Genomic DNA, 20,654 nt, shown 5'->3' on the forward strand with positions numbered 1-20,654 from the left:
ATCGGCGCTCATCAGTTAAATCTTTCAAAATAATCGAGGCTGCCCTATAGGGCAGCCTCGACCGTCAAATATTAAGTTAGCGCGTAATAAAAGGGAACAATAATTAAATTAAGCGCGAGCGCCGTCAAACCAATCCCTATCGCCCAAGCTCCGAGTCCTTTTGCGCCTTGGCGATACGCAATAAATCCCATCACCGTCGCCGTAGCGCCAATTAATACGGGCCAGATGAACCAGGAAGCAATCGCGAATACCAGCGCAACCCATCCGACAGCCGTTCCGGTGCTCTCGGACACCGAATCCAGCTCGGCAGCGCCTCTGTTCTGTCCGTTATCGGAAGCGGATGTAAGCGGCATGCCATATGCGAAATCCGCGCCCATCTCTTCTTTGAACGCGCCGGCGTCAGGAAGGTTGGTCGGCGTCCCCATATTTGTCGGTTCGAAGCCGTCCGTGCCGTCATTGGTCTTCAATCGATGATTGTTGTATACATCGTCATCCTGTTTCACTTGATCATCCATCCAAGACTCACTCCTTTGGCTTGAAAGTGTGACAGCATGTGGCCGCGGACTGTTCGGCTTGGTCTTGATGATACAATCCAAGCTCATCGCCCGCGAATTCTTCGTTGAACGAGGTTCTGCCATGTTGGTCGATGTCGATCATGATTTCCTTTGCACCGCAATTGTTGCCTTCTTCCCAGAAACTGCAATTCGCTACGCTGCAACTTACGCCTTTAGGCATAAAAAAATCACCTCCGCTATCATTGTCCCTCAAGCGGAAGTGATTCATTCTTGCCTTATTTTTGCCCTTGCATGCGGCGCTGGGTCATATAGTCGCTTTCGTAATACGACAAGTCATCGCGCAGTTCCTCGTAAATTTTGGAAACGCTCAGCACGATATCGCGAGCCGTACGTACGGGCTTGTACCGGAAACGGATGGCGTCCTGTCCGGTATAGGCATAACGGCCGTCTTCGGAATAACATTCGTTCTTAGGGTAGAAGAACGCGTTCACGCAATGATGATACACCTCGTACAATACACGATCACCTTGCTCGGTATCGAAATTTGGTCTTCTCAGCAGTACGCCCGTCTTCTCGACCGCGACTTCAGAATAAACCAATAGATGACGCAGATCGGACAGCAATCCTCTGTAGAACAGTTCGGCTCCCTCTCCGCCGTCTTCACCGATCAGTCCCGACAAAACATGATTGTTGAGGAATGGCTCCAATTGAGCTACTGCATCCTTAAGCTTCTCGCGTGTCGTTTCAGTTAATCCTTTAACATTCGTTGATGGCATGGTGGTAGTTCCCCTTTCCTCTTCCCAACAAAAAAACTATAAACATCAACATCGTACCACAAATTCCATGGAAACGGTACTGGCGATTGCTTTTGTCCGCATATTTTCCCCACGTCGGTCAAAGCTAAGATGACCCTATATGGATTATCCTAATGACACGGAGGCACTTTCATGCGAAAATCTTGGATCGCCGCTTTCACCATTCTTGCTGTAGCCGCACTGCTCATACCTGCAACGCCGTTCTTCTCTCCCCGCAACGGAACGACCCGCGATACGCCAAAGTCGATTCCGTTCTCCGCGACGAAGGAACACAAGCTTAAGCTTGCCGAATTACAGCATGACATGGATGGTACTGCGTTACTTATGACGTCGGAATCCGCCAAGGACTTCAGACAAGTTCTTATGGCCAGCGGTCAATCCGCCAAATCCGCTTCCGATCGCATTCAATCCTTAATGAAGGAGCACTCGCATTTCAGCTACGTGAACTGGCGGACAACAGGAAAGACCATACACCGCGGATCTATTCCATCCGACAAGAACGGCACTGCCAAAGCTTATTTGAAGGAAGCGGAAGATAAGCTGCGCAAAGGCGCAGGTTATGAATCCAAGCCTTTTACCGCTGCTAGCGGCAGCCGCTATGTCGTCATCGGCGTACCGGACGCCAACCATCAAGGCGCCGGCATGCTCGGCGTTATTAAACACGATATTGTGAAGCAGGTCGAGCAGCATCAGAAACGGAATTTGCGGCTTATCCCTTATCCGGCCGAAGGCAACTATCGGATTGAATCTGTGGCGCCTAATTCCACCAGGGACATTACTGTCAGAAATGGCGAGGATAATGGCAACGCCAGTCACTATCACGTTCGTGATGTTGTCGTTCATTTCGCCAGCAGGCCGGGTGAAGCCGATATGGAAAAGATCAAGCGGGATGTAAATGCGGAATCCATCCAGCAGATCGGCGATACGTATGTGTTCCGATCCAAAACGCTGGAAACCGAAGGGCTTATGCAATATTTTAAAGCCAACTGGAAACCGGAGTATACGGAACCCCATTACCTGTACCTGACGAACGAAACGACAGAGGCAACCATTGTGCCGAACGACACGCTGTATTCGCAATACCAGTGGAATCTCCCTTCTATTCAAGCGGAACATGGCTGGACCGTATCCAAGGGCGACGAAGGGGTCATCATTGCCGTATTGGATACAGGCGTTCAAAGCAATCATCCCGATCTGAAGGACAAGCTGATCAAGGGAACCAACATCGTTAACACCGGCTCGGATCCGGACGATGATGTAGGTCATGGCACGCATGTAGCCGGCATTATCGGCGCTTCCGTCAATAACGGCGAAGGCGTGGCGGGCGTATCCTGGTACAACAAGATCATGCCTGTCAAAGTGTTGGACAGCAGTGGCGCAGGTTCTACCTATTCGGTTGCGCAAGGAATTATTTGGGCGGTCGACAATGGCGCCAAAGTCATCAATATGAGTCTGGGCAATTACGCGCAGGCCGATTTCCTCCACGACGCCATCAAATACGCGTACGAACGCGATGTCGTTTTAATCGCAGCCAGCGGCAACGACAACACGGAACGTCCCGGCTATCCGGCCGCCTATCCGGAAGTTTTCGCGGTTGCGGCAACCGATAATAATAAGGGAAAAGCTTCATTCTCCAACTATGGGGATTATATCGACGTCGCGGCGCCGGGAGACAGCATCGCCAGCACCTATCCCGGCAGCCAATACGCCGCATTGTCCGGAACTTCCATGGCTAGCCCGCATGTGGCTGCCCTAGCCGGGCTCATCCGCTCCGTAAACCCGGACCTTAGCAATGAGGAGGTTATGGAAATTATGCGGGTGTCGGCAAGGGATCTAGGCACGGAAGGCAAGGATAATTATTTTGGCTATGGAGAGATTGATCTCGACAAGGCGCTGCATGCGGCTACGAGCTATGGCGGTGCGCTGCAGACCTTCCCGCAAAAGGTCAAACGCCGTCTCGAGCAAATCGGCTCTTAACATCGATTATCAAATATAAAACGCAAACCAAAAAGCGCAAGTCGCTTGGTTCGGTCGAACCTCGAGACTTGCGCTATTGCTGTGCTTTCTTAAAAATAATGACTGGCATCATTCGTTATTCGTTGCGGAAAGTTTGCCGTAAGCCGGGTTCTGTACTTCTGGTGGTGCAAACGGGAACGACCCTCCCACTATGAAGCGACAATCATCTATCTAGGCCGTACATTGCTGCACGGCTCCAGCAACCAACCCGGACGCGCCTCGGGCTAAGGCTGCAGCGCAAAGCTGCCGCGTCCTCTCGGTCTTGCTCCAGATGGGGTTTACCAGGAACGCAGTCACCTGCGCTCCTCGTGGTCTCTTACACCACGGTTCCATCCTTGCCTGATCCGGCCAAAGCCGGCCATCGGCGGTCCATTTCTGTGGCACTATCCTTCAGCTCGCGCTGACTGGACGTTATCCAGCATCCTGCCCTGTGGAGCCCGGACTTTCCTCTCGCGGCAACAAGGCCGCCAGCGATTGTCTGTCAAACTTTCCGACGCAGAACTTAGTATACAAGGTTTCTCCCGAAAGCTCAACCCTCGATTTGCTGCCTTAACCAGTCTTTCCTGCCACTTCAAGCAAATTGTCCCTCTCAAATGAAAGTAAAGGGTTCCGTATGAATAACCGAAGGGATGACCTTCGTAGCGTATTTTGCTTCCGCAAGCTCTCTGGATAACCATTCCGCCAGCTTTGTTTTCATCACTTTCTCGATGTTATGGCCGGCGTCGATGATCGTCATTCCGTCTGCAACCGCGTCATGGGCCGTATGGTAATCGATATCGCCGGTAATGAGCACTTCGGCGCCGGCAAACTTTGCATGACGCACGTAACGACCGCCGGAGCCTCCCAGAACCGCAGCTTTGCGAATCGGCGTATCGAGATCTCCCACGACTCTAAGCATGGGAACATCAAACGCCTGTTTAAGTTTGGCCGCAAGCTCGCCAAGCGTCGCGGGCTGCGCCAGCTTGCCCGCACGACCCAGGCCGAAAGAACGGCCCTTTAGTTCGATGCGATACAGATCATACGCTACTTCTTCGTACGGATGCGCTTTGAGCATGGCGGCGACTACTTTGCGCTGGATGGTCTGCGGCACGATTGTTTCGATCCGCACTTCGTCCACGCGTTCCAGCTTGCCTTGAGCGCCTATATGGGGAGATGTGCCCTCTCCAGGCATAAACGTGCCAACGCCCTTCGTATTGAAGCTGCAGTGGCTGTAATCGCCGATATGACCCGCTCCTGCGTGCAAAATGGCGTTTAATACGGTCTCGTGATGAGTCTCTGGCACATAGACGGCCAGTTTATACAGTTGGTCCGTGTGCACCTCATCCAGACTTTGACGTCCTTCCGCCAATATTCCCGCTTGATCGGCCAGCCAATCGTTAATGCCTCCGTCCGCGACATCCAGGTTGGTGTGAGAAATGTAGACGGCAATATCGTGTTTGATGAGTTTCTCGTACAGCTTGCCGGCAGGCGTTGACGTATCCAGTTTCGCAAGGGGTCTGTAAATAATGGCATGATGTGCGATGATCAGATCCGCTTCTGCTCTAATAGCTTCGTCGACCACCTGTTCAGTCACGTCCAGTGCAACTATGATTGTGCTGATCGGCTTGTTCAACATACCTAATTGAAGACCAATTTTATCATTCTCTACCGCATAGTATTTGGGAGCGAGCCTCTCCATTAATTGGACGACGGTATTTCCGTTCGCAAACATTGAAGCACCTCCTCGATGATACTGATTTCTTTGCGGAATTGCTCCGCTTTTAGCGTCGATTCCGTTCCTTCGGAGGCTGACATTTGCGCGATAATCCGCTCCAGCTTGCCGATCTCCGATCTCCACTTGGCCGTTAATACCGGACTTCCCTGACGAAGCAAGTGAGGCCCCATTCGCAGCAATACGCGATGCAGCACTTCTTTGTCATAAGGAAGCTTCAAGAAAGACCCTTCATACAAAGTTTCGTTGCTGGAGGCGGAAGGCTGCGCATCGCGAGACACTGCATGCAGCACCTCATATATTTTGCCGTCTTCCTCCAGGATGGATTCGTGGCTTAAATACCAGCCCTTCTCCAGAAGCCAGACACGAACATCGTCTTCTCCCACATTGGGCTGAAGCACAAGCTCCGTTACCCCATCGAGCTTGCCCGCCGCGTATCCTTCTTCCAGAATCGTGCTCATGAGACTGCCGCCCATGCCTGCAATCGTGACAGTATCCGTCTCCCCAGGCATGACTACAGCGAGTCCGTTCCCTTGTCTAACCGTAATACGGGCTTGCAATCCCGCGTCGGCAACTTGTTTTTTCGCCGCACGGAACGGCCCCGAATTTAATTCGCCTGCGATTGCCGACGGACAAACGCCGCTCTGCACGAGATAAGTCGGCAGCAACGCATGATCGGATCCAATGTCGGCTACGCGTGCGCCGCGTTTTACATAATCTGCAATTGTCTGCAGACGTTTCGATAATTTAATCATTATGCTACCCACACCATCCATTGCTTGCGCAAGGCAAAGAGCAATCCCCCGCCTACCGCGATTTTGATCAACAGCTGCAATTGCAGCCATACGGTGTATTCCAAAATGACAGCCGTATACAATTCCGGCATGAACCAGGCCAGCGCGCAGGTCACGAATAATACGGCGGACACCGGCTTCGTCCAGCGGTGAAAGAACCAGCTGCTCCAACCGAACAAAATAGACAGCGGCAGCCAGAAGAGCTGAATCTCGAACCATAACGTCGTTGATGTGTAACGCGACAGAACCCATCCGTACAACATGAGCATGACAAGCCAGCCGCTTAAATGCAAGGAATGAATTTTGGCCTTTATGCCATAGACGATCCAGAACAACGCACAACCGGTCACGATCAAGACGCGATTGGTCCAGTCCGCGATGCCGTGAAGCTCAAGTATGTACAATCCCCCGCCGAGCAAGATAAGCATGCCAATGCTCGTGAAGGTCAGCGCGGCAGCTTCGTTGCGGCTGCGAAGTCTGTATCCGCTTCTAAGAAAAGCGGCTAAACCGATGAGGACCACCGCGATTTGCAATGCAGGATGAAAACGGCTAAAATAAAGCACAACAAACGAAATTAAGGTAAAAGTCCCAAAAGTAAGGAGCCATTGTTTACCTGTTGCATTCTGAACAGCCGCGATTGCTTTGCCAATAACGGGGGCTGCAGAAGCAGAACTGCCAGACCGTGAGCTTTTGCCATCATCATCGGGATCCGCGTACAAATTCAGCAGGAAGTCGCAATATTGATCAGGCAGCAGCTTGCTCCTTCTCCAATGTTCGATTTCTCTTACGATCGTTACTTTGCGTTCATCATTCATAACATCGGCTCGTCCTCTCGGCGAATATAAGTGCGTGTTCAAAAAGTCCGGTTTTCAGCACCGAGAAGATTGAAAGAAGGTAGAAACTGAGGAGCGGAGCGTAGTGGAAGCTACGTGAGCACCTGCAATGTTTCCGAAGGAAACATACTTCGTAAGCATTTGCTTAGTTTCGCCTGAATTCAAGATTCGATGTCGAGTAAGCTTCTTGGCATACTTCGTGATCAAAAGCGGACTTTTTGAACAACCTCTATAAGTCGATACGTTGAAAAAAGACCTCGCTGCAATAGCAGAAAGGTCATCATTTCATCCGTTATTCAAGGAAATCCTTTAGACGTTTGCTACGGCTCGGGTGACGAAGCTTGCGAAGAGCTTTGGCCTCGATCTGCCTGATCCGCTCGCGCGTAACGCCAAACACCTTGCCGACTTCCTCCAGCGTTCTCGTTCGGCCGTCATCCAGACCGAAGCGAAGCCGCAATACGTTCTCTTCGCGCTCAGTCAGCGTATCAAGAACATCTTCCAGCTGCTCCTTAAGGAGCTCATAGGCTGCTGCATCGGCCGGCGCCAGCGCTTCCTGATCTTCGATAAAGTCGCCCAGATGCGAATCATCCTCTTCGCCGATAGGCGTTTCTAACGATACGGGCTCCTGAGCAATCTTCATAATCTCGCGCACTTTCTCAGTGCTAAGCTCCATCTCCACCGCAATTTCTTCGGGCGAAGGTTCGCGCCCCAATTCCTGAAGCAGTTGACGGGAAACCCTAATCAGCTTGTTAATCGTCTCCACCATATGAACGGGAATACGAATGGTACGCGCCTGATCCGCAATAGCGCGGGTAATCGCCTGACGAATCCACCATGTAGCATACGTACTGAATTTGAATCCCTTCTGATGATCGAACTTCTCGACCGCTTTAATGAGACCCATATTCCCTTCCTGAATCAAGTCGAGGAATAACATCCCGCGTCCGACATACCGCTTCGCAATGCTGACCACGAGTCGAAGATTCGCCTCGGCGAGTCGGCGTTTTGCTTCTTCATCGCCGTTTTCGATCCGAATCGCAAGCTCGATCTCGTCATCCGCCGACAATAGCGGTACTCGTCCGATCTCCTTCAGATACATTCTGACGGGATCATTAATTTTGATGCCCGGAGGCAGCGCCAGATCATCGTCGAAGTTGAAGTCGTCTCCTTCGCGCTCCTGTTCTTCGTTCTGAGCGCCTAGCGGATGCACATCGTCGTTCTCGTTAAGCACCTCGATTCCCAAGTCGTCGAGCTGCTCGAAGAATTCATCGATTTGCTCCGGATCCTGATCAAAGGGGGATAGTTTCTCCATAATTTCTTTGTAGGTTAAGGAGGATCTCTTCTTCCCTTGTTCAATCAGACTGTCCTTGACCTGATCCAGCTTCTGTTCGGTATCCAATTCAGTATGTTGATCGTTCGCCATAATCCGACTCCCTCCTCCCTAGAAGCATCATGAAGTTAACCTTTCAGCTGTCTCTCTAGGGTTATAATCTCAAGTCCTAATTGCGCCGCCAATAAGGCGTCGCCAGCACGTTCGGCACGCACCATCTCTTCTTTCTTCCGCTCGATATCCCGGATATGGGGTTCTCTAAGGATCTTGCCGACATAATCGTCCATAATGGCATCGTCTATTGGAGAATGATCATCAAGAAGCATAATGGCCGTCGCTGTCTCTTCAAGACGCTTATCATGCAGCGTCGAGATGAACCGAGCGGCGTCCGGTTCATACCCTTGAGCGTAATAGGCGTATAAATAAGCAGCAAGCGCTGCATGATCCTCAACGTTAAACGAATCGCCAATCCGTTCATGCACGGACTCGGCAATATCGCGATCACGAATCATGGCATGCAGCAATCTTCGTTCCGCATTCGCGTAAGCCGGCAATATTGGAGTTCTCCCCGGCGTACGGCGCTTTTCATTTCTACCATTATTCCACGAATTGTCGTTATTATCCCCTTGCGGCTTCTTTTTTTGCGCTTCGACGCGGATTACGTTACAATCCTGCTTCAGCGCGTCGAGCGAAATATCGAATTCGCGGGACAACTCCTTGAGATACACTTCCCTCTCCGTAGAGGATTCCACTCCTGCCACAATTTCTACTGCTTCCATCAGATAGTTTTTTCGGCCTTCTTCTTTTAGCAGTATATGGTTTTTCCTTGAATATATAAGCTTAAATTTTGTAACGGATACCGGACTGTCCACCACGTCCCGCATAAACGAGTCCGGACCGTATTCACTTATATAATCGTCGGGGTCCTTGCCCTTCGGCAGCATGGCAATCATCACCTTGAGACCGGCGCTTTCCAGCAGAGGGATCGACTTGCTGGCTGCCGCTTGTCCGGCGTCGTCTCCGTCGTAGCAGACCAGCACTTCTTCCGCATGCCGGCGAAGGATAGAGCCGTGTTCCTCCGTAAGCGCCGTGCCCATTGTCGCTACGCCGTTTTTGACGCCGGCATGCCAGGCTTTGATGACGTCCATATAACCTTCGAACAAAACAACCTGCTTGCTCTTGCGTATCGCAGCCTTCGCGTGATGCAGGTTATACAACGTTCTGCTCTTTGTGAACAACATCGTTTCCGGCGAATTGAGATATTTGGGCTGACCCTCGTCGATGATTCGTGCAGCGAAAGCCGACGCCTTGCCGCCCGCATCCCATAACGGGAACATAATCCGTCCCCGGAACCGGTCTACGTAGCCGCTGCCATCTTGCTTGGCGGACAACAGCCCGCCCTTCTCGAGTAATGCAGGCTCGTACCCTCGGCCGGTGAGGAACCGTGTCAGTACATCCCATTCGTCCGGTGCGAAGCCGATCATGAAGTGATCGATCAGCTTATCGCTTAATCCGCGTTCCCGCAAGTAACGTTTGGCCTTGTCACCCTGCTTCGTGTTGTTCAGTAAATAATGATAAAACTTGATGGATAACTCATGTGCCTCTACAAGACCTTCGCGTTCGGGATTCGGGGCGGCTCTGCCGCTTCCGTTCTCCTGCCACGTAATAGGCATGCCCGCTTCCTCCGCAAGCACCTTCACGGCCTCCGGGAAACTGTAGCCTTCCATCTCTTCGACAAATCGAATCACGTTGCCGCTCTTACCGCAGCCATAACAATGGAAGATCTGAAGCTCCGGAGTAACCGTAAACGAAGGTGTCTTCTCGGAATGAAACGGACAAAGCCCCTTCATATATTTGCCTTGCTTCGTGAGATGAACGTATTTCCCGACCGTTTCGACGATGTCATGACGCTTTCGGACTGCGTCAATCACTTCTTCCGGTATCTTACCGCTTGTCATCGTTCATCACCTACATTCTAAGATTGCGGACGACCCGCGCACGGCAAACTTAGATTTCTAATATTATTCGCTATATGTCATGTATCTCCTGCATGCCGATCAAAACTTTTGTCAGCTTTTGTTGAAAAGTTTTTCGGTCATCGCCTGTCATTGCTTTTGGACCCTTGGTTCGCCCTCCTGCGCGCCTCCTTCTGGCGCCTTCATGCCTTCGCTCCATCAAATAATCGATGTTGGCGTCCGTGTATTGCTCGCCTCTGGGCGATAGGACGACGGTCCCTTTACCGATCGCGACGCAAGCGAGGCCAAAGTCCCCCGTAACGACAATATCGCCTCGCTTGATACGGTTTAAAATGTACAGATCGACGGATTGATCGCTGCGATCCACTTGAACAATCTCCACGCCGGGCAGAGATTCCAGCCGATGGTCATGCGATGCGACCATCAGCACGGGCACGCCATGCTGCAGTGCCGTCACGACGATCTCGTGCTTGACCGGACAAGAATCCGCATCAACAACGATAGAGAATCCTAGCGGCGTACCGGGTGTCATGTACGGTCACCATTCTGCCCTCGAACGTATTCCATGATCAGACTCGCCGTTTCTTCGACAGCACGATGCGAGACATCGATGACGACGCAGCCAAGCTTGCTCATAATATCTTCCGCATACCTCAGTTCCTTCTCGATCCGGTCCGTCGTAGCGTACGCCGCCGTATTGGGCAGCCCCAGCGCCTTTAGCCGTTCCTTCCGAATCACGTTCAGATAGGAGGTGTCGATCGTCAACCCGATCACCTTCCTCTTGGGAAGCTTGAACAGCTCCTCCGGCGGCTTCAGCTCCGGCACGAGCGGAACGTTCGCCACCTTGTACTTTTGATGGGCAAGGTACATGGAGAGCGGCGTCTTTGATGTGCGCGATACGCCGACGAGGACAATATCGGCCTTTGTTACGCCTGATGTATCACGAGCATCATCATATTTTACCGCGAATTCAACAGCCTCTACTTTACGGAAGTAATCCGCATCGAGCACGTGGTTAAGTCCCGGTTCTTGTCTTGACTTCCGGCCGGTGCGCTGCTCCAGCGTCTCAATAAAGGGTCCCAGCAGATCAATGGCCGCAACGCCGTTCTCTTCTGTCAGCTTTCTCATGGAATCGCGCAGATGCGGGATAACGAGGGTGTATAACAGAATCGCTTGCGACAGTTTTGCTTGCTGAACGATTCTCTCCAGCGCGGCAGGCTCCGTCACGAACGGCGATCTTCGAATTTCGGCCTGAATCGGATGAAACTGGGCGATCGCCGCCCGTACGACCAGTTCGCCTGTATCGCCTGCTGCATCGGATACGACATAAACGATTACTTCGGACTTGACTCCAGTCACCATGAGCTTGCACCTCCTTTTCTAGTACGTGTTCAAAAAGTTCGGTTCTCAGTACCGAGAAGATTGAAGGCAACTAGAAACTGAGGAGCGGAGCGTAGCAGAGCTACGTGAGCACCGGAAGGTTCGGTTGCCTTCAATATTCGATGTCGAGTAAGCTTCTTGGCATACTTCGTAATGGGAATTGGACTTTTTGAAAAACCCCTTCTAGTACGTGAGGTTCTCGGACTTTCGCCTTACCATACCAACTTGGAAAAATCGGCGACAAGCGCGATGTCCCGCGCAATGGCGGACAGTGTTGCCAGCCGATTGACGCGTACCTTGTCGTCTTTGTCCATAACCATAACGTTGTCGAAATAATCGACGATGGCCGGGCGCAAAGCAGACAACTTCCGCAGAGCATCCGCAATGTCCTTGCGCTCCACGGCGGATAGTACGTCGGGGCGCGCCGAAATCCATGCTTCATACAGCTTTGTCTCTGTTGCTTCGCTGAACAGTGCGGCATCGAATTCGCCGCTCTCCGACTTTCCGGCCAGGTTGCCCACGCGATTGAAGGCTTCCACGACGCTCTTGAACTCCGATTTGTCGGTAGCCGTCGCCAGCGGCTGAACGGCCGCCGCCCGGCTAGCCGTAAGCGCCAGGTCGTCGAATCCGACCGCCATGACGGCGTCGACAACGTCGTAGCGGTTGCCTTGCTCGGACAACCAATTCTTCACGCGAAGCGAGAAGAAGTCGTTCAGATCCTGGCGAATATCGGCCGAGACACGTTTCAGACCGCGCGCTTCGTGAACGGATAGGCCGATTTCGTACAGCTCGCCAAGAGTAAGCTTCAAATTTTGACCTAGCAGAATTTGAACGATACCCGCCGCTTGCCTGCGCAAAGCGTACGGATCCTGCGAACCTGTCGGCACGATGCCGACGGAGAAGCAGCCAACTATCGTATCGATTTTGTCCGCGAGGCTGACGATAGCCCCCTCCAATCCGGAAGGAATGGCATCGCCCGAAAATCTAGGCTGATAATGCTCGTTGACGGCTTTCGCAACGGAGTCGTGCTCTCCTGCCTTCTTGGCGTAATCCTCGCCCATGATGCCTTGCAGCTCGGGAAATTCGTATACCATCTGCGAGACGAGGTCGAACTTGCAAATTGCAGCGGCGCGGGCAACTCGAGCGGCCTGCTCGGCTTCTACCTGCAAAGCATCCGTGATCAGTTTCGAGATGTCGGTGATGCGGCGGACTTTGTCCGCTACCGTGCCCAGCTCCTCGTGATAGACGATGTTCTCCAGCTTGCTAAGCGCATGGTCGATCGTCAGCTTGTGATCCTCCGCATAGAAGAACTTCGCATCGGAAAGTCTCGCCCGCAATACCTTCTCGTTTCCTTTCGCGACAAGATCGATGCTTCTCGTGTCGCCATTGCGCACCGTGACGAAAAACGGAAGCAACTTCCCGGTTTCGTCCAGCACTGGGAAGTAACGCTGATGCTCGCGCATGGATGTAATCAGCACTTCTTGCGGAATTTGCAGGAAAGAAGAATCGAAAGTTCCGAAGAGCACATTTGGATATTCGACAAGGAACAATACTTCCTCCAGCAGATCCTCTTTGATCGCGATGTTCCAGCCCTTCTCCTCGCTCAAACCTTTGATTTGGGAGACGATCAGCGTTTCGCGTTCCTCGACGTCGACAATGACTTGCTGCTGGCGCAACGCTTCTTTATAATCGGCAGGCGTTGCTATGTTTGCTTCTTCGCCCAGGAACCGATGACCGCGCGTGATGCGTCCCGTCTCGACGCCGGCAATCTCGAACGGCACGATCGCTTCTCCGAACAGCGCGACCAGCCAGCGGATCGGTCTTACGAATTTCAAGTCGTAAGCGCCCCATCGCATATTTTTGGGAAAGGACATCGATGTGATCAGCGTGCTCAATCCTTCGGAGAGCAAGCCGTCCGTAGGAGCTCCAATGCTGCTTTTGCGCGCATATACATACTCCACTCCGGCGAGCTCCTGGAAATACAGCTGCTCCGGCTCCACGCCCTGGCTGCGGGCAAAGCCCAAAGCGGCTTTGCTCCAGTTGCCTGAGTCGTCCTGCGCGATTTTACGGGAAGGCCCTTTCGCTTCTTCATTGCTGTCTGCCTGCTTCTCCTCTACCTCGCGCACAATCACCGCAAGTCTTCTTGGCGTTGCGTAGGCTTCAACCTCTCCATGGCCGATCCGGTTCTCGGCGAGCCACTTCGCCGTCTTTTCCTTTAATTGATTCATCGCCGCGCGAACGAATCTTGCGGGCACTTCTTCCAGCCCGATCTCCAGCAGCAAATCTTTAGCCATTGTGCTCCACTCCCTTCTTCAGCATCGGGAATCCGAGCCGTTCTCTCTCCTCGTAATAGGTAGCCGCGCATTGACGGGCCAGGTTCCGTACACGAGTAATATAGCCCGTGCGCTCCGTTACGCTGATTGCGCCTCGAGCGTCAAGCAGATTGAACGCATGAGAGCATTTAAGCACATAATCGTAAGCAGGAAATACGAGATGCTGCTCCATCGTCTTCCGGGCTTCTTCTTCATACATGTTAAAGAGGGTGAACAGCATCGCCGTGTCGGATGTCTCAAACGTATATTTGGAATGCTCGTATTCCGGCTGCAGGAACACGTCTCCGTAAGTTACGCCCTCTACCCACTCCAGATCGAAGACATTCTCCTTCTGCTGGATATAGGAAGCAAGACGTTCCATGCCGTAAGTGATTTCTACAGCTACCGGATTCGCATCGATTCCGCCAACTTGCTGGAAGTAGGTGAATTGCGTAATTTCCATGCCGTCCAGCCATACTTCCCAGCCAAGTCCCCATGCGCCTAGCGTCGGCGATTCCCAGTTGTCCTCGACGAACCGGATATCATGGTCGAGCGCGTCAATGCCAAGCCGCTTCAGGCTTTCCAGATAAAGTTCCTGGATATTGTCGGGCGACGGTTTAAGAATGACCTGGAATTGGTGATGCTGATACAGCCTGTTGGGATTTTCGCCATATCGTCCATCGGCGGGACGACGGGAGGGTTCAACATAAGCCACGTTCCACGGTTCGGGTCCGATAGAGCGCAGGAAAGTCATAGGATTCATGGTCCCCGCTCCCTTCTCCACGTCGTACGGCTGCACGAGAATGCAGTTCTGCTCCGCCCAGAATTGTTGAAGCGTCAAAATCATGCCTTGAAAATTCATGCCGTTACACTCCTTCTATATGTTTAGTGTTGCAGAAGCACGATCCGCAAAGCACGCAAAAAACCCTCGCCTCTACGTCTGCTTCCAGACATAGGGACGAGAGTATAATTCCCGCGGTTCCACCCTACTTGGCCGACCTTGCGAATGTAAGTCCGCAAGAACAACCCGCTTTCGTTCAAAGGATTCCGGAGCGCCCTTCGCCATAATACCCGCATCGGGCTTCCACCTTCCCCCGACTCGCTTAGCGGATTTCTTACGGTTACTTTCTCCATCAGCATCCCATATTCATATTCCACTATTCTATGCGTAATAGGGACGATTGTCAAATGTCAAACCAATTTGTCCAATTGATCCAGAAAGTTGCGTGACTTCAAATGTAACCCCAACTGCGCGTCCATCAGAGCCCTCATGCACCGTTTGAGCTCTGCTTTCGTAATTTCCTTAACCGTAATCGCTCCTAATCGGCGCATATCCATGCCCTTAAACAATCGGAGCAGCTTATGTACCCCTTCGCCAAGCGGAATGCCATAAGGATCTCTCCCCTCGCAACGGCTGCATAAAACGCCGCCCGAGCCCGGCGACAGCTTGAAGGGGCCCATTACGTTGCCGCAATGCAGACATTGTTCCAGCTGCGGTGCGTAACCCGCCAGATCGAGAATGCGCATCTCGTACAAATGCAATACAATCGCCGGATCCTTACCTTCCTGAAGAGCCGTATAACACGCCAAAAGCTGCTCGAACAGGAAGGAGCTTGCTTCTTCCTCCTGCAAAGCGCGATCAGTGAGCTCCGCCGCATAAGAGGCATAAGCAGACAGATCGAGCTGCATGCGCAAGCCATGGTGAGAAGCGATGATCTCACCATGGTTAAGCGTGCCTAAGCCGGAGCTTCGAAAAAACTGAAATTCTCCGTACGTAAACGGCTGGGCAAGCGAGGAATGCCGGCTCTTCACCTTTTTTGCTCCGCGAATGAGCACTCCGGCTTTTCCGCCCGTCTTCGTCAAAAGAGTAACGATTTTGTTGTTTTCCCCATAATCCATACAGCGGATTACGATTCCTTCCACGCGATGCAACATGCCGGCTTCTCCCCCGCGAACCATAAGCCTATTGTTCAAAAAAACTTTTTGAACACTCACTATTCATACATAATACCGCTATGTCGCTTATTCTTGTACATCCATCCTTACAGCTTCCTCGTCTTGCAGAGCAAGCGGAGTAGCTTCATCGGTCGTGCCGTATTGATTCACTTCCTTGTACAGCATGAAGGACTCGACGTCTCCGGTCAACGTAAAATACTTCCACGAAAAATCTCGCATTCGTATCCATCCTTTCCGCCTAGGAAATGTAGCTCCAGACGGTTATAGGATGCGATAATAGTCGCTTCGGTATCCTTAGCAAAAAACGTAAAAAACTGCATCCGGCGTTAGTCGTTGCGAAAGCCCAAATCCTTCAAGACACGCTCCTGATTGCGCCAGTCCTTCTTGACTTTAACCCAAAGCTCCAGATAGATCCGCGAGCCAAGCAGCGCTTCAATATCTCTTCGAGCCTGCTTGCCGACTTCCTTAAGCAGTTCGCCGCGTTTGCCGATAATGATTCCTTTTTGCGAATCCCTCTCCACGAAAATAACGGCTCCTATATAAACAACGCCGTTCTCTTGCACGCGCATATCTTCGATCGTCACCGCAATGGAGTGCGGAATCTCTTCGCGAGTCATATGCAAAATCTTCTCGCGGACGAGCTCGGCGCACACGAATTGCTCCGGATGATCCGTAATTTGATCAGCCGGGTAATATTGCGGCCCTTCCGGCAAATATTTCGTAATCTGCTCCAGAAGCGTATTGACGTTATTGCCTTGCAGAGCGGAGATGGGCACGATCTCGGCGAACTCGTGCAGCTCGTTGTATTGCGCGATCATCGGGAGCAGCGCTTCTGGCTCTATCTTGTCGATCTTGTTCATGACGAGAAAAACAGGTGTTTTGAGCGACTTCAGCTTCTCTATAATAAAGCGGTCTCCGCCGCCGAGACCTTCCGAAACATCGACGAGAAATAACGCGGCTTCGACTTCCTTAAGCGCGCCTTCCGCGGATTGGTTCATGTAATTGCCCATTTTGGATTGCGGCTTATGGATGCCCGGCGTATCCAGGAAGACGATCTGATAATCGTCTGACGTAAATACGCCGTGTATTTTATTTCGCGTCGTCTGCGGCTTGTCCGACATAATCGCGATTTTTTGTCCGATTAAGTGGTTCATCAACGTCGACTTGCCAACGTTTGGCCTGCCGATAATGGCCACAAATCCGGATTTAAATTTTTTTGCGCCGCGCGTTTTATCTTGTTCGCTCATGTTTATTCATGCTCCTCCTTGTTTAACGACGCTGGCGTAAAGGCGCCCGGCAGTAATTCCGCTACCGTCGCAATACTCCAGGCTCCGCGCAGATTGCCCATAATGACCGGGGTATCAGGCGCGCATAATTCAACCATCACTTGTCTGCAGATACCGCATGGCGCAATGGGGCCATCCGTATCGCCAATAACCGCGATTGCCCGGAATTCGCCGGCAGACCGTCCATCTGCGATCGCGCGAAAAAAAGCTGTACGCTCGGCACAATTCGTAGGACCATATGCCGCATTCTCCACATTGCAACCGTAATGCGTTTGTCCCTCTGCGTCTAGCAGCGCGGCTCCAACCTGAAATCCCGAATACGGCACATACGCACGCGCCATCGCTTCATAAGCCTGTTTCAGCATGGCCGAGTATGCCGGTTTAAGTCCGGTATATTCCATCAGCATATGTCTGACAACCGCCTTCCAATCTCTGTATTAGGAGAAGAGCGCCAATAAAGGCGGACCCAGTACGAGCAGTCCAATCGTTATGGCAACAAGGGCCGCCGCCAGCACAGCGCCTGCCGCCACATCCTTGGCCGCTTTCGCCAGGGGATGCCGCTCGGGGCTGGCCAGATCGACGGCCTGCTCAATGGCTGTATTGATCAATTCTGCGCTTACGACCAATCCTATCGCGAATACGATCAGACTCCAGCGAATCGCGTCCAGGGATAGAAACAGTCCAAGTCCAACCACGATAACGGCTGCGACACAATGAATTTGCATATGCCGCTGCGTACGGATCGCAAGTCCGATCCCCGACAACGCGAACCCTACGTTCCGGACGAACTTCGCCATCTATCTCGTTAAACCTGCTTGGCTTAACACCGCTTCTTGTTTCGCCGTCATCTCGGCTTCGGAGCTTTCGTCCTGGTGGTCGTAACCGATCAAGTGCAGGAAGCCGTGCACGAACAGAAAACCGATCTCCCGTTCCAGGGAGTGGCCGTACTCTTCGCTCTGCAGCTGAGCTCGTTCCACCGAGATGATTATATCGCCCAGCATGCCGGACAAGGGATCGCTCTCGGACTCATCTTCTACTTCGAAAATGATGTCAAGCTCGTCCGCGCCGTCTTCTTGCATCGCGAACGACAGTACATCCGTCGGACGGTCGATGCCTCGATAATCCCGGTTGAGGGCATGGATGCCTTCGTCATCCGTAAACGTCAGCGCGACCTCTCCCTCCGTCAAGCCTTCAGCCTCGCCTGCCAGCTGCAGCAGCTCCGTCAGCTTGCCGATCCATGCATCTTGTATATCATATTTGTCTTGCTCGTTATTCCAATCCAGCTGCAAAGTCATCCTGCCGAATTCACTCCTTCGTCTTGACATCTTCCGGATATTCGATTCGGGAATGGAAGATGCCGATGATGCTCTCCTTCAACGATTGCGCGATCTTGTCCAGCTCCTTGAGCGTCAAGTCGCATTCGTTGTACTGATTGTCGTCGAGGCGGCTCTTGATGATTTTGGCGATCATGGCCTCGACATGTTCCACCGTTGGATTGCGCAAACTCCGCACAGCAGCTTCCACGCAATCGGCGATGCCGACGACAGCCGCTTCTTTGGATTGAGCTTTCGGTCCCGGATAACGGAAATCGTCCTCGGTAAACGTCGGCACGATGCCTTGCTCTTCCGCTTGTTTCGCCGCCTTGTGATAGAAAAACTTGAGCGAAGTCGTGCCGTGATGCTGCTCCGCGATATCGCGGATCGGCTTCGGTATATTATGGCCCTTAAGCATCTCTACGCCATCTCGTGCGTGCGCAACGATGATCGACTTGCTGAGTTTGGGATCGATCGTGTCATGCGGATTCTCCATATTGGACTGGTTTTCGATAAAATAGTTCGGCCGTTTCGTCTTCCCGATATCGTGATAATACGAGCCGACGCGGCACAACAAGCCGTCTGCGCCGATGGCTTCGGCGGCAGCTTCCGAAAGATTGCCGACCATGACGCTGTGGTGATAGGTGCCCGGCGTCTCCGTCAGCAGCTTGCGCAGCAACGGATGATTCGGGTTTGACAGCTCGACCAGCTTAAGAGCCGACAAAATGCCGAACGTAATTTCGAAAAACGGCATCAATCCAATAACAAGCACCGCCGTCAACAAGCCGCTTGCGAATGCGAAGGATACGGAGTAGATGAACGGCATCCGTTCGAGCTGCTCCGTCATCAACAATACGGCCATCACGGATAAAGCTCCGAATAAGCTGACCATAATGCCTGCCTTCAGAATCGCGGATCGTTGACTGGCCCGATGGATAGAGAAGATGGCGGCAAGCGAGACCACGATCACGAAGAAGCCGTATTTGAAATCAAAAAGCGTATTGGATGCCGGATTCAGGATGATGCTTCCCATGATGGTGAAAATAAATGACGAAATAATCGCCAAATGCATATCCAGCAGCAAAGTAATCAGCATCGCTCCGAGAGCCGCGGGTGCCAAATAACCGGCATACGGTACTGAATCCGTCTGAATCAGCGCGATGATCTGTATCGTGATGATGTTGATCAGGAAAATAAGCAGCAACATCAGCAGCTGCGTATTGCTGTACTTCGGCCGAAGCCCCCCGAAACCGCCGGATTGGTGCAAATAAACGAACAGCACGATGACGGACATCAGCGACAGTATGAGCAGCCCCGCTTGCGGCCAATACGACGTCTTGTCCTGCAAGAGATTGGAGTCCGACAACAGCTTATACAGATCCGGGGTAATCGTCTGCCCCCGCTTTACGATGACGTCGCCTTCCTTAAAGACGACCGGCTGCGTATTCTGCTTGGCAAGAGCTTTGGCTTCGTCCGTTGCATCCGTGTCGAGAAAACGATTCGGCATAATGGCGAATCTCGCCAGCTCCTGCACGATTTCCCGTTCCGTCCGGTTGGACAGCGTGCTCGCATTAACGAGTTCGGCGACCTGGGTGCGAGCCGTCTCCGCTTCTCGCAGCGGCTCTAGCGTCAGCTTGCGGACGATTTCTCTTGCCACCGACCGCATCTCGGATAGCTGCTCGGATTTAAGCTGAGGCATCTTGTAGAAAGTTTCTTCCGGTATGGTATACCGTTGATCTTTGGCGACATTTTCCATCTCTTGCACAAGAGAATCGCTAAACGTTCCTTTGCCCTTATTTGCGGTGATAAATGCATCAATATGGGCGTCATACTTCCCAGGAATCTCGGATCGGTAGATCGCAACCTTGTTATCGGTCGTAACTTGATCGTCAAGGTTAAGCTGCTCGATTCGGTAAAAAAGTTGTTCGACGAGCGTCGCGTTGCTCAGCGGTACGATCGAATAGATGGGATCGATCTTGGCGGCCGCATCTTCTTCCGCCTGTCGAGTCGCCTTCTCGTCACGGATCTGAAAGGGCGCCTTGATTTCTTTTTCGCTGGCCACGCCTTCGGTAATATCATATGTCTCCGGAATGACATGCGGCGCCAGGCTGAAATAAAAGAGCAGCACGAACATCGCCATCAAGGTCCACTTGACAGCAGGACTCTGCCTCCAACCTTGCGTCGATCTAGCAGGCGGTTTGACGATCGGCTTAGCTGATTCACCCTGCCCCATGCACGCAACCCTTCCTTTCAAAGGAGGTTCAAAAATCCGCTTCCCATTACGTAGCATCCCTATGTAGCCTACTCGACGTCGAATCTTGAATTCAGCCGGATCTTCCGTTTCTCACGTAGCTCCGCTACGCTCCGATACTCAGTTTCCAGCTTCATCCAACCTTCTCGGTACTGAAAAGCGGATT

Annotated in this window: 20 protein-coding genes and 1 other RNA gene; 1 reads left to right on the forward strand and 20 read right to left on the reverse strand. The window is 52.3% G+C overall.

The window, feature by feature from the left end:
• Positions 1-71 precede the first annotated feature (71 nt).
• From H7F31_RS23185 to H7F31_RS23195, 3 genes are read right to left on the reverse strand one after another with little or no spacing between them, the layout of a single operon-like run.
• Positions 72-515, reverse strand: coding sequence for a hypothetical protein (locus tag H7F31_RS23185; protein ID WP_187100714.1), 444 nt, complete (start codon positions 513-515; stop codon positions 72-74).
• 7 nt (positions 516-522) lie between these two features.
• The gene (locus H7F31_RS23190; RefSeq protein WP_087567130.1) at positions 523-735 is read right to left on the reverse strand and encodes a DUF1540 domain-containing protein; all 213 of its coding nucleotides are present in this window, start codon (positions 733-735) and stop codon (positions 523-525) included.
• A gap of 55 nt (positions 736-790) precedes the next feature.
• Positions 791-1,291 carry a YpuI family protein gene (locus tag H7F31_RS23195; protein WP_187100715.1) on the reverse strand — a complete coding sequence of 167 codons (501 nt, stop codon included), beginning with the start codon at positions 1,289-1,291 and terminating at the stop codon, positions 791-793.
• A 171-nt stretch (positions 1,292-1,462) separates the two neighbouring features.
• Between H7F31_RS23195 and H7F31_RS23200 the strand changes: the two genes are divergently transcribed.
• On the forward strand, positions 1,463-3,307 hold the full coding sequence (locus H7F31_RS23200) for a S8 family peptidase (RefSeq protein ID WP_187100716.1): 1,845 nt from the start codon (positions 1,463-1,465) through the stop codon (positions 3,305-3,307).
• 124 nt (positions 3,308-3,431) lie between these two features.
• Here the strand turns inward: H7F31_RS23200 and rnpB are convergent.
• The 17 genes from rnpB to H7F31_RS23285 form a co-directional block, all read right to left on the reverse strand.
• Positions 3,432-3,836, reverse strand: an RNA gene (gene rnpB, locus H7F31_RS23205) — RNase P RNA component class A.
• A gap of 99 nt (positions 3,837-3,935) precedes the next feature.
• Positions 3,936-5,057: a Nif3-like dinuclear metal center hexameric protein gene (locus tag H7F31_RS23210; RefSeq protein ID WP_187100717.1), complete on the reverse strand. Its 1,122-nt coding sequence runs from the start codon at positions 5,055-5,057 to the stop codon at positions 3,936-3,938.
• On the reverse strand, positions 5,024-5,812 hold the full coding sequence (locus H7F31_RS23215; RefSeq protein WP_187100718.1) for a tRNA (adenine(22)-N(1))-methyltransferase: 789 nt from the start codon (positions 5,810-5,812) through the stop codon (positions 5,024-5,026). The genes H7F31_RS23210 and H7F31_RS23215 overlap by 34 nt, the downstream gene beginning before the upstream one ends.
• Complete coding sequence (locus H7F31_RS23220; protein WP_087567135.1) at positions 5,812-6,666, reverse strand: hypothetical protein; 855 nt, start codon at positions 6,664-6,666, stop codon at positions 5,812-5,814. Before H7F31_RS23220 ends, H7F31_RS23215 begins: the two co-directional genes overlap by 1 nt.
• A gap of 310 nt (positions 6,667-6,976) precedes the next feature.
• Positions 6,977-8,107: an RNA polymerase sigma factor RpoD gene (rpoD, locus tag H7F31_RS23225; protein WP_087567136.1), complete on the reverse strand. Its 1,131-nt coding sequence runs from the start codon at positions 8,105-8,107 to the stop codon at positions 6,977-6,979.
• A 35-nt stretch (positions 8,108-8,142) separates the two neighbouring features.
• The gene (gene dnaG / locus H7F31_RS23230; protein ID WP_187100719.1) at positions 8,143-9,972 is read right to left on the reverse strand and encodes a DNA primase; all 1,830 of its coding nucleotides are present in this window, start codon (positions 9,970-9,972) and stop codon (positions 8,143-8,145) included.
• Between the two features lie 70 nt (positions 9,973-10,042).
• Positions 10,043-10,522: a YaiI/YqxD family protein gene (locus H7F31_RS23235; protein WP_187100720.1), complete on the reverse strand. Its 480-nt coding sequence runs from the start codon at positions 10,520-10,522 to the stop codon at positions 10,043-10,045.
• Complete coding sequence (locus tag H7F31_RS23240) at positions 10,519-11,352, reverse strand: pyruvate, water dikinase regulatory protein (RefSeq protein WP_087567139.1); 834 nt, start codon at positions 11,350-11,352, stop codon at positions 10,519-10,521. Before H7F31_RS23240 ends, H7F31_RS23235 begins: the two co-directional genes overlap by 4 nt.
• 230 nt (positions 11,353-11,582) lie before the next feature.
• Positions 11,583-13,664 carry a glycine--tRNA ligase subunit beta gene (gene glyS / locus H7F31_RS23245; protein ID WP_187100721.1) on the reverse strand — a complete coding sequence of 694 codons (2,082 nt, stop codon included), beginning with the start codon at positions 13,662-13,664 and terminating at the stop codon, positions 11,583-11,585.
• Positions 13,657-14,544, reverse strand: a complete 888-nt coding sequence (glyQ, locus tag H7F31_RS23250) for a glycine--tRNA ligase subunit alpha (protein WP_087567141.1) — start codon at positions 14,542-14,544, stop codon at positions 13,657-13,659. Before glyQ ends, glyS begins: the two co-directional genes overlap by 8 nt.
• Positions 14,545-14,873: 329 nt before the next feature.
• A complete protein-coding gene (gene recO / locus H7F31_RS23255) occupies positions 14,874-15,617 on the reverse strand; it encodes a DNA repair protein RecO (protein WP_187100722.1) in 744 nt (247 codons plus the stop codon).
• Between the two features lie 87 nt (positions 15,618-15,704).
• Complete coding sequence (locus H7F31_RS23260; RefSeq protein ID WP_187100723.1) at positions 15,705-15,857, reverse strand: YqzL family protein; 153 nt, start codon at positions 15,855-15,857, stop codon at positions 15,705-15,707.
• Positions 15,858-15,964: 107 nt separating this feature from the next.
• Entirely contained in the window at positions 15,965-16,885 is a 921-nt protein-coding gene (era, locus tag H7F31_RS23265) for a GTPase Era (RefSeq protein ID WP_087567144.1), read from the reverse strand.
• Between the two features lie 2 nt (positions 16,886-16,887).
• Positions 16,888-17,289 (reverse strand): cytidine deaminase, encoded by a 402-nt coding sequence (cdd, locus tag H7F31_RS23270; protein WP_397374739.1) that lies wholly within the window; start codon positions 17,287-17,289, stop codon positions 16,888-16,890.
• Positions 17,290-17,361: 72 nt separating this feature from the next.
• A complete protein-coding gene (locus tag H7F31_RS23275; RefSeq protein ID WP_187100724.1) occupies positions 17,362-17,721 on the reverse strand; it encodes a diacylglycerol kinase family protein in 360 nt (119 codons plus the stop codon).
• Complete coding sequence (ybeY, locus tag H7F31_RS23280) at positions 17,722-18,219, reverse strand: rRNA maturation RNase YbeY (protein ID WP_187100725.1); 498 nt, start codon at positions 18,217-18,219, stop codon at positions 17,722-17,724.
• A gap of 10 nt (positions 18,220-18,229) precedes the next feature.
• Entirely contained in the window at positions 18,230-20,470 is a 2,241-nt protein-coding gene (locus H7F31_RS23285) for an HD family phosphohydrolase (protein WP_187100726.1), read from the reverse strand.
• Positions 20,471-20,654 lie beyond the last annotated feature (184 nt).

The sequence above is a fragment of the Paenibacillus sp. PAMC21692 genome (genome assembly GCF_014303795.1).
GTDB lineage: Bacteria > Bacillota > Bacilli > Paenibacillales > Paenibacillaceae > Pristimantibacillus > Pristimantibacillus agaridevorans.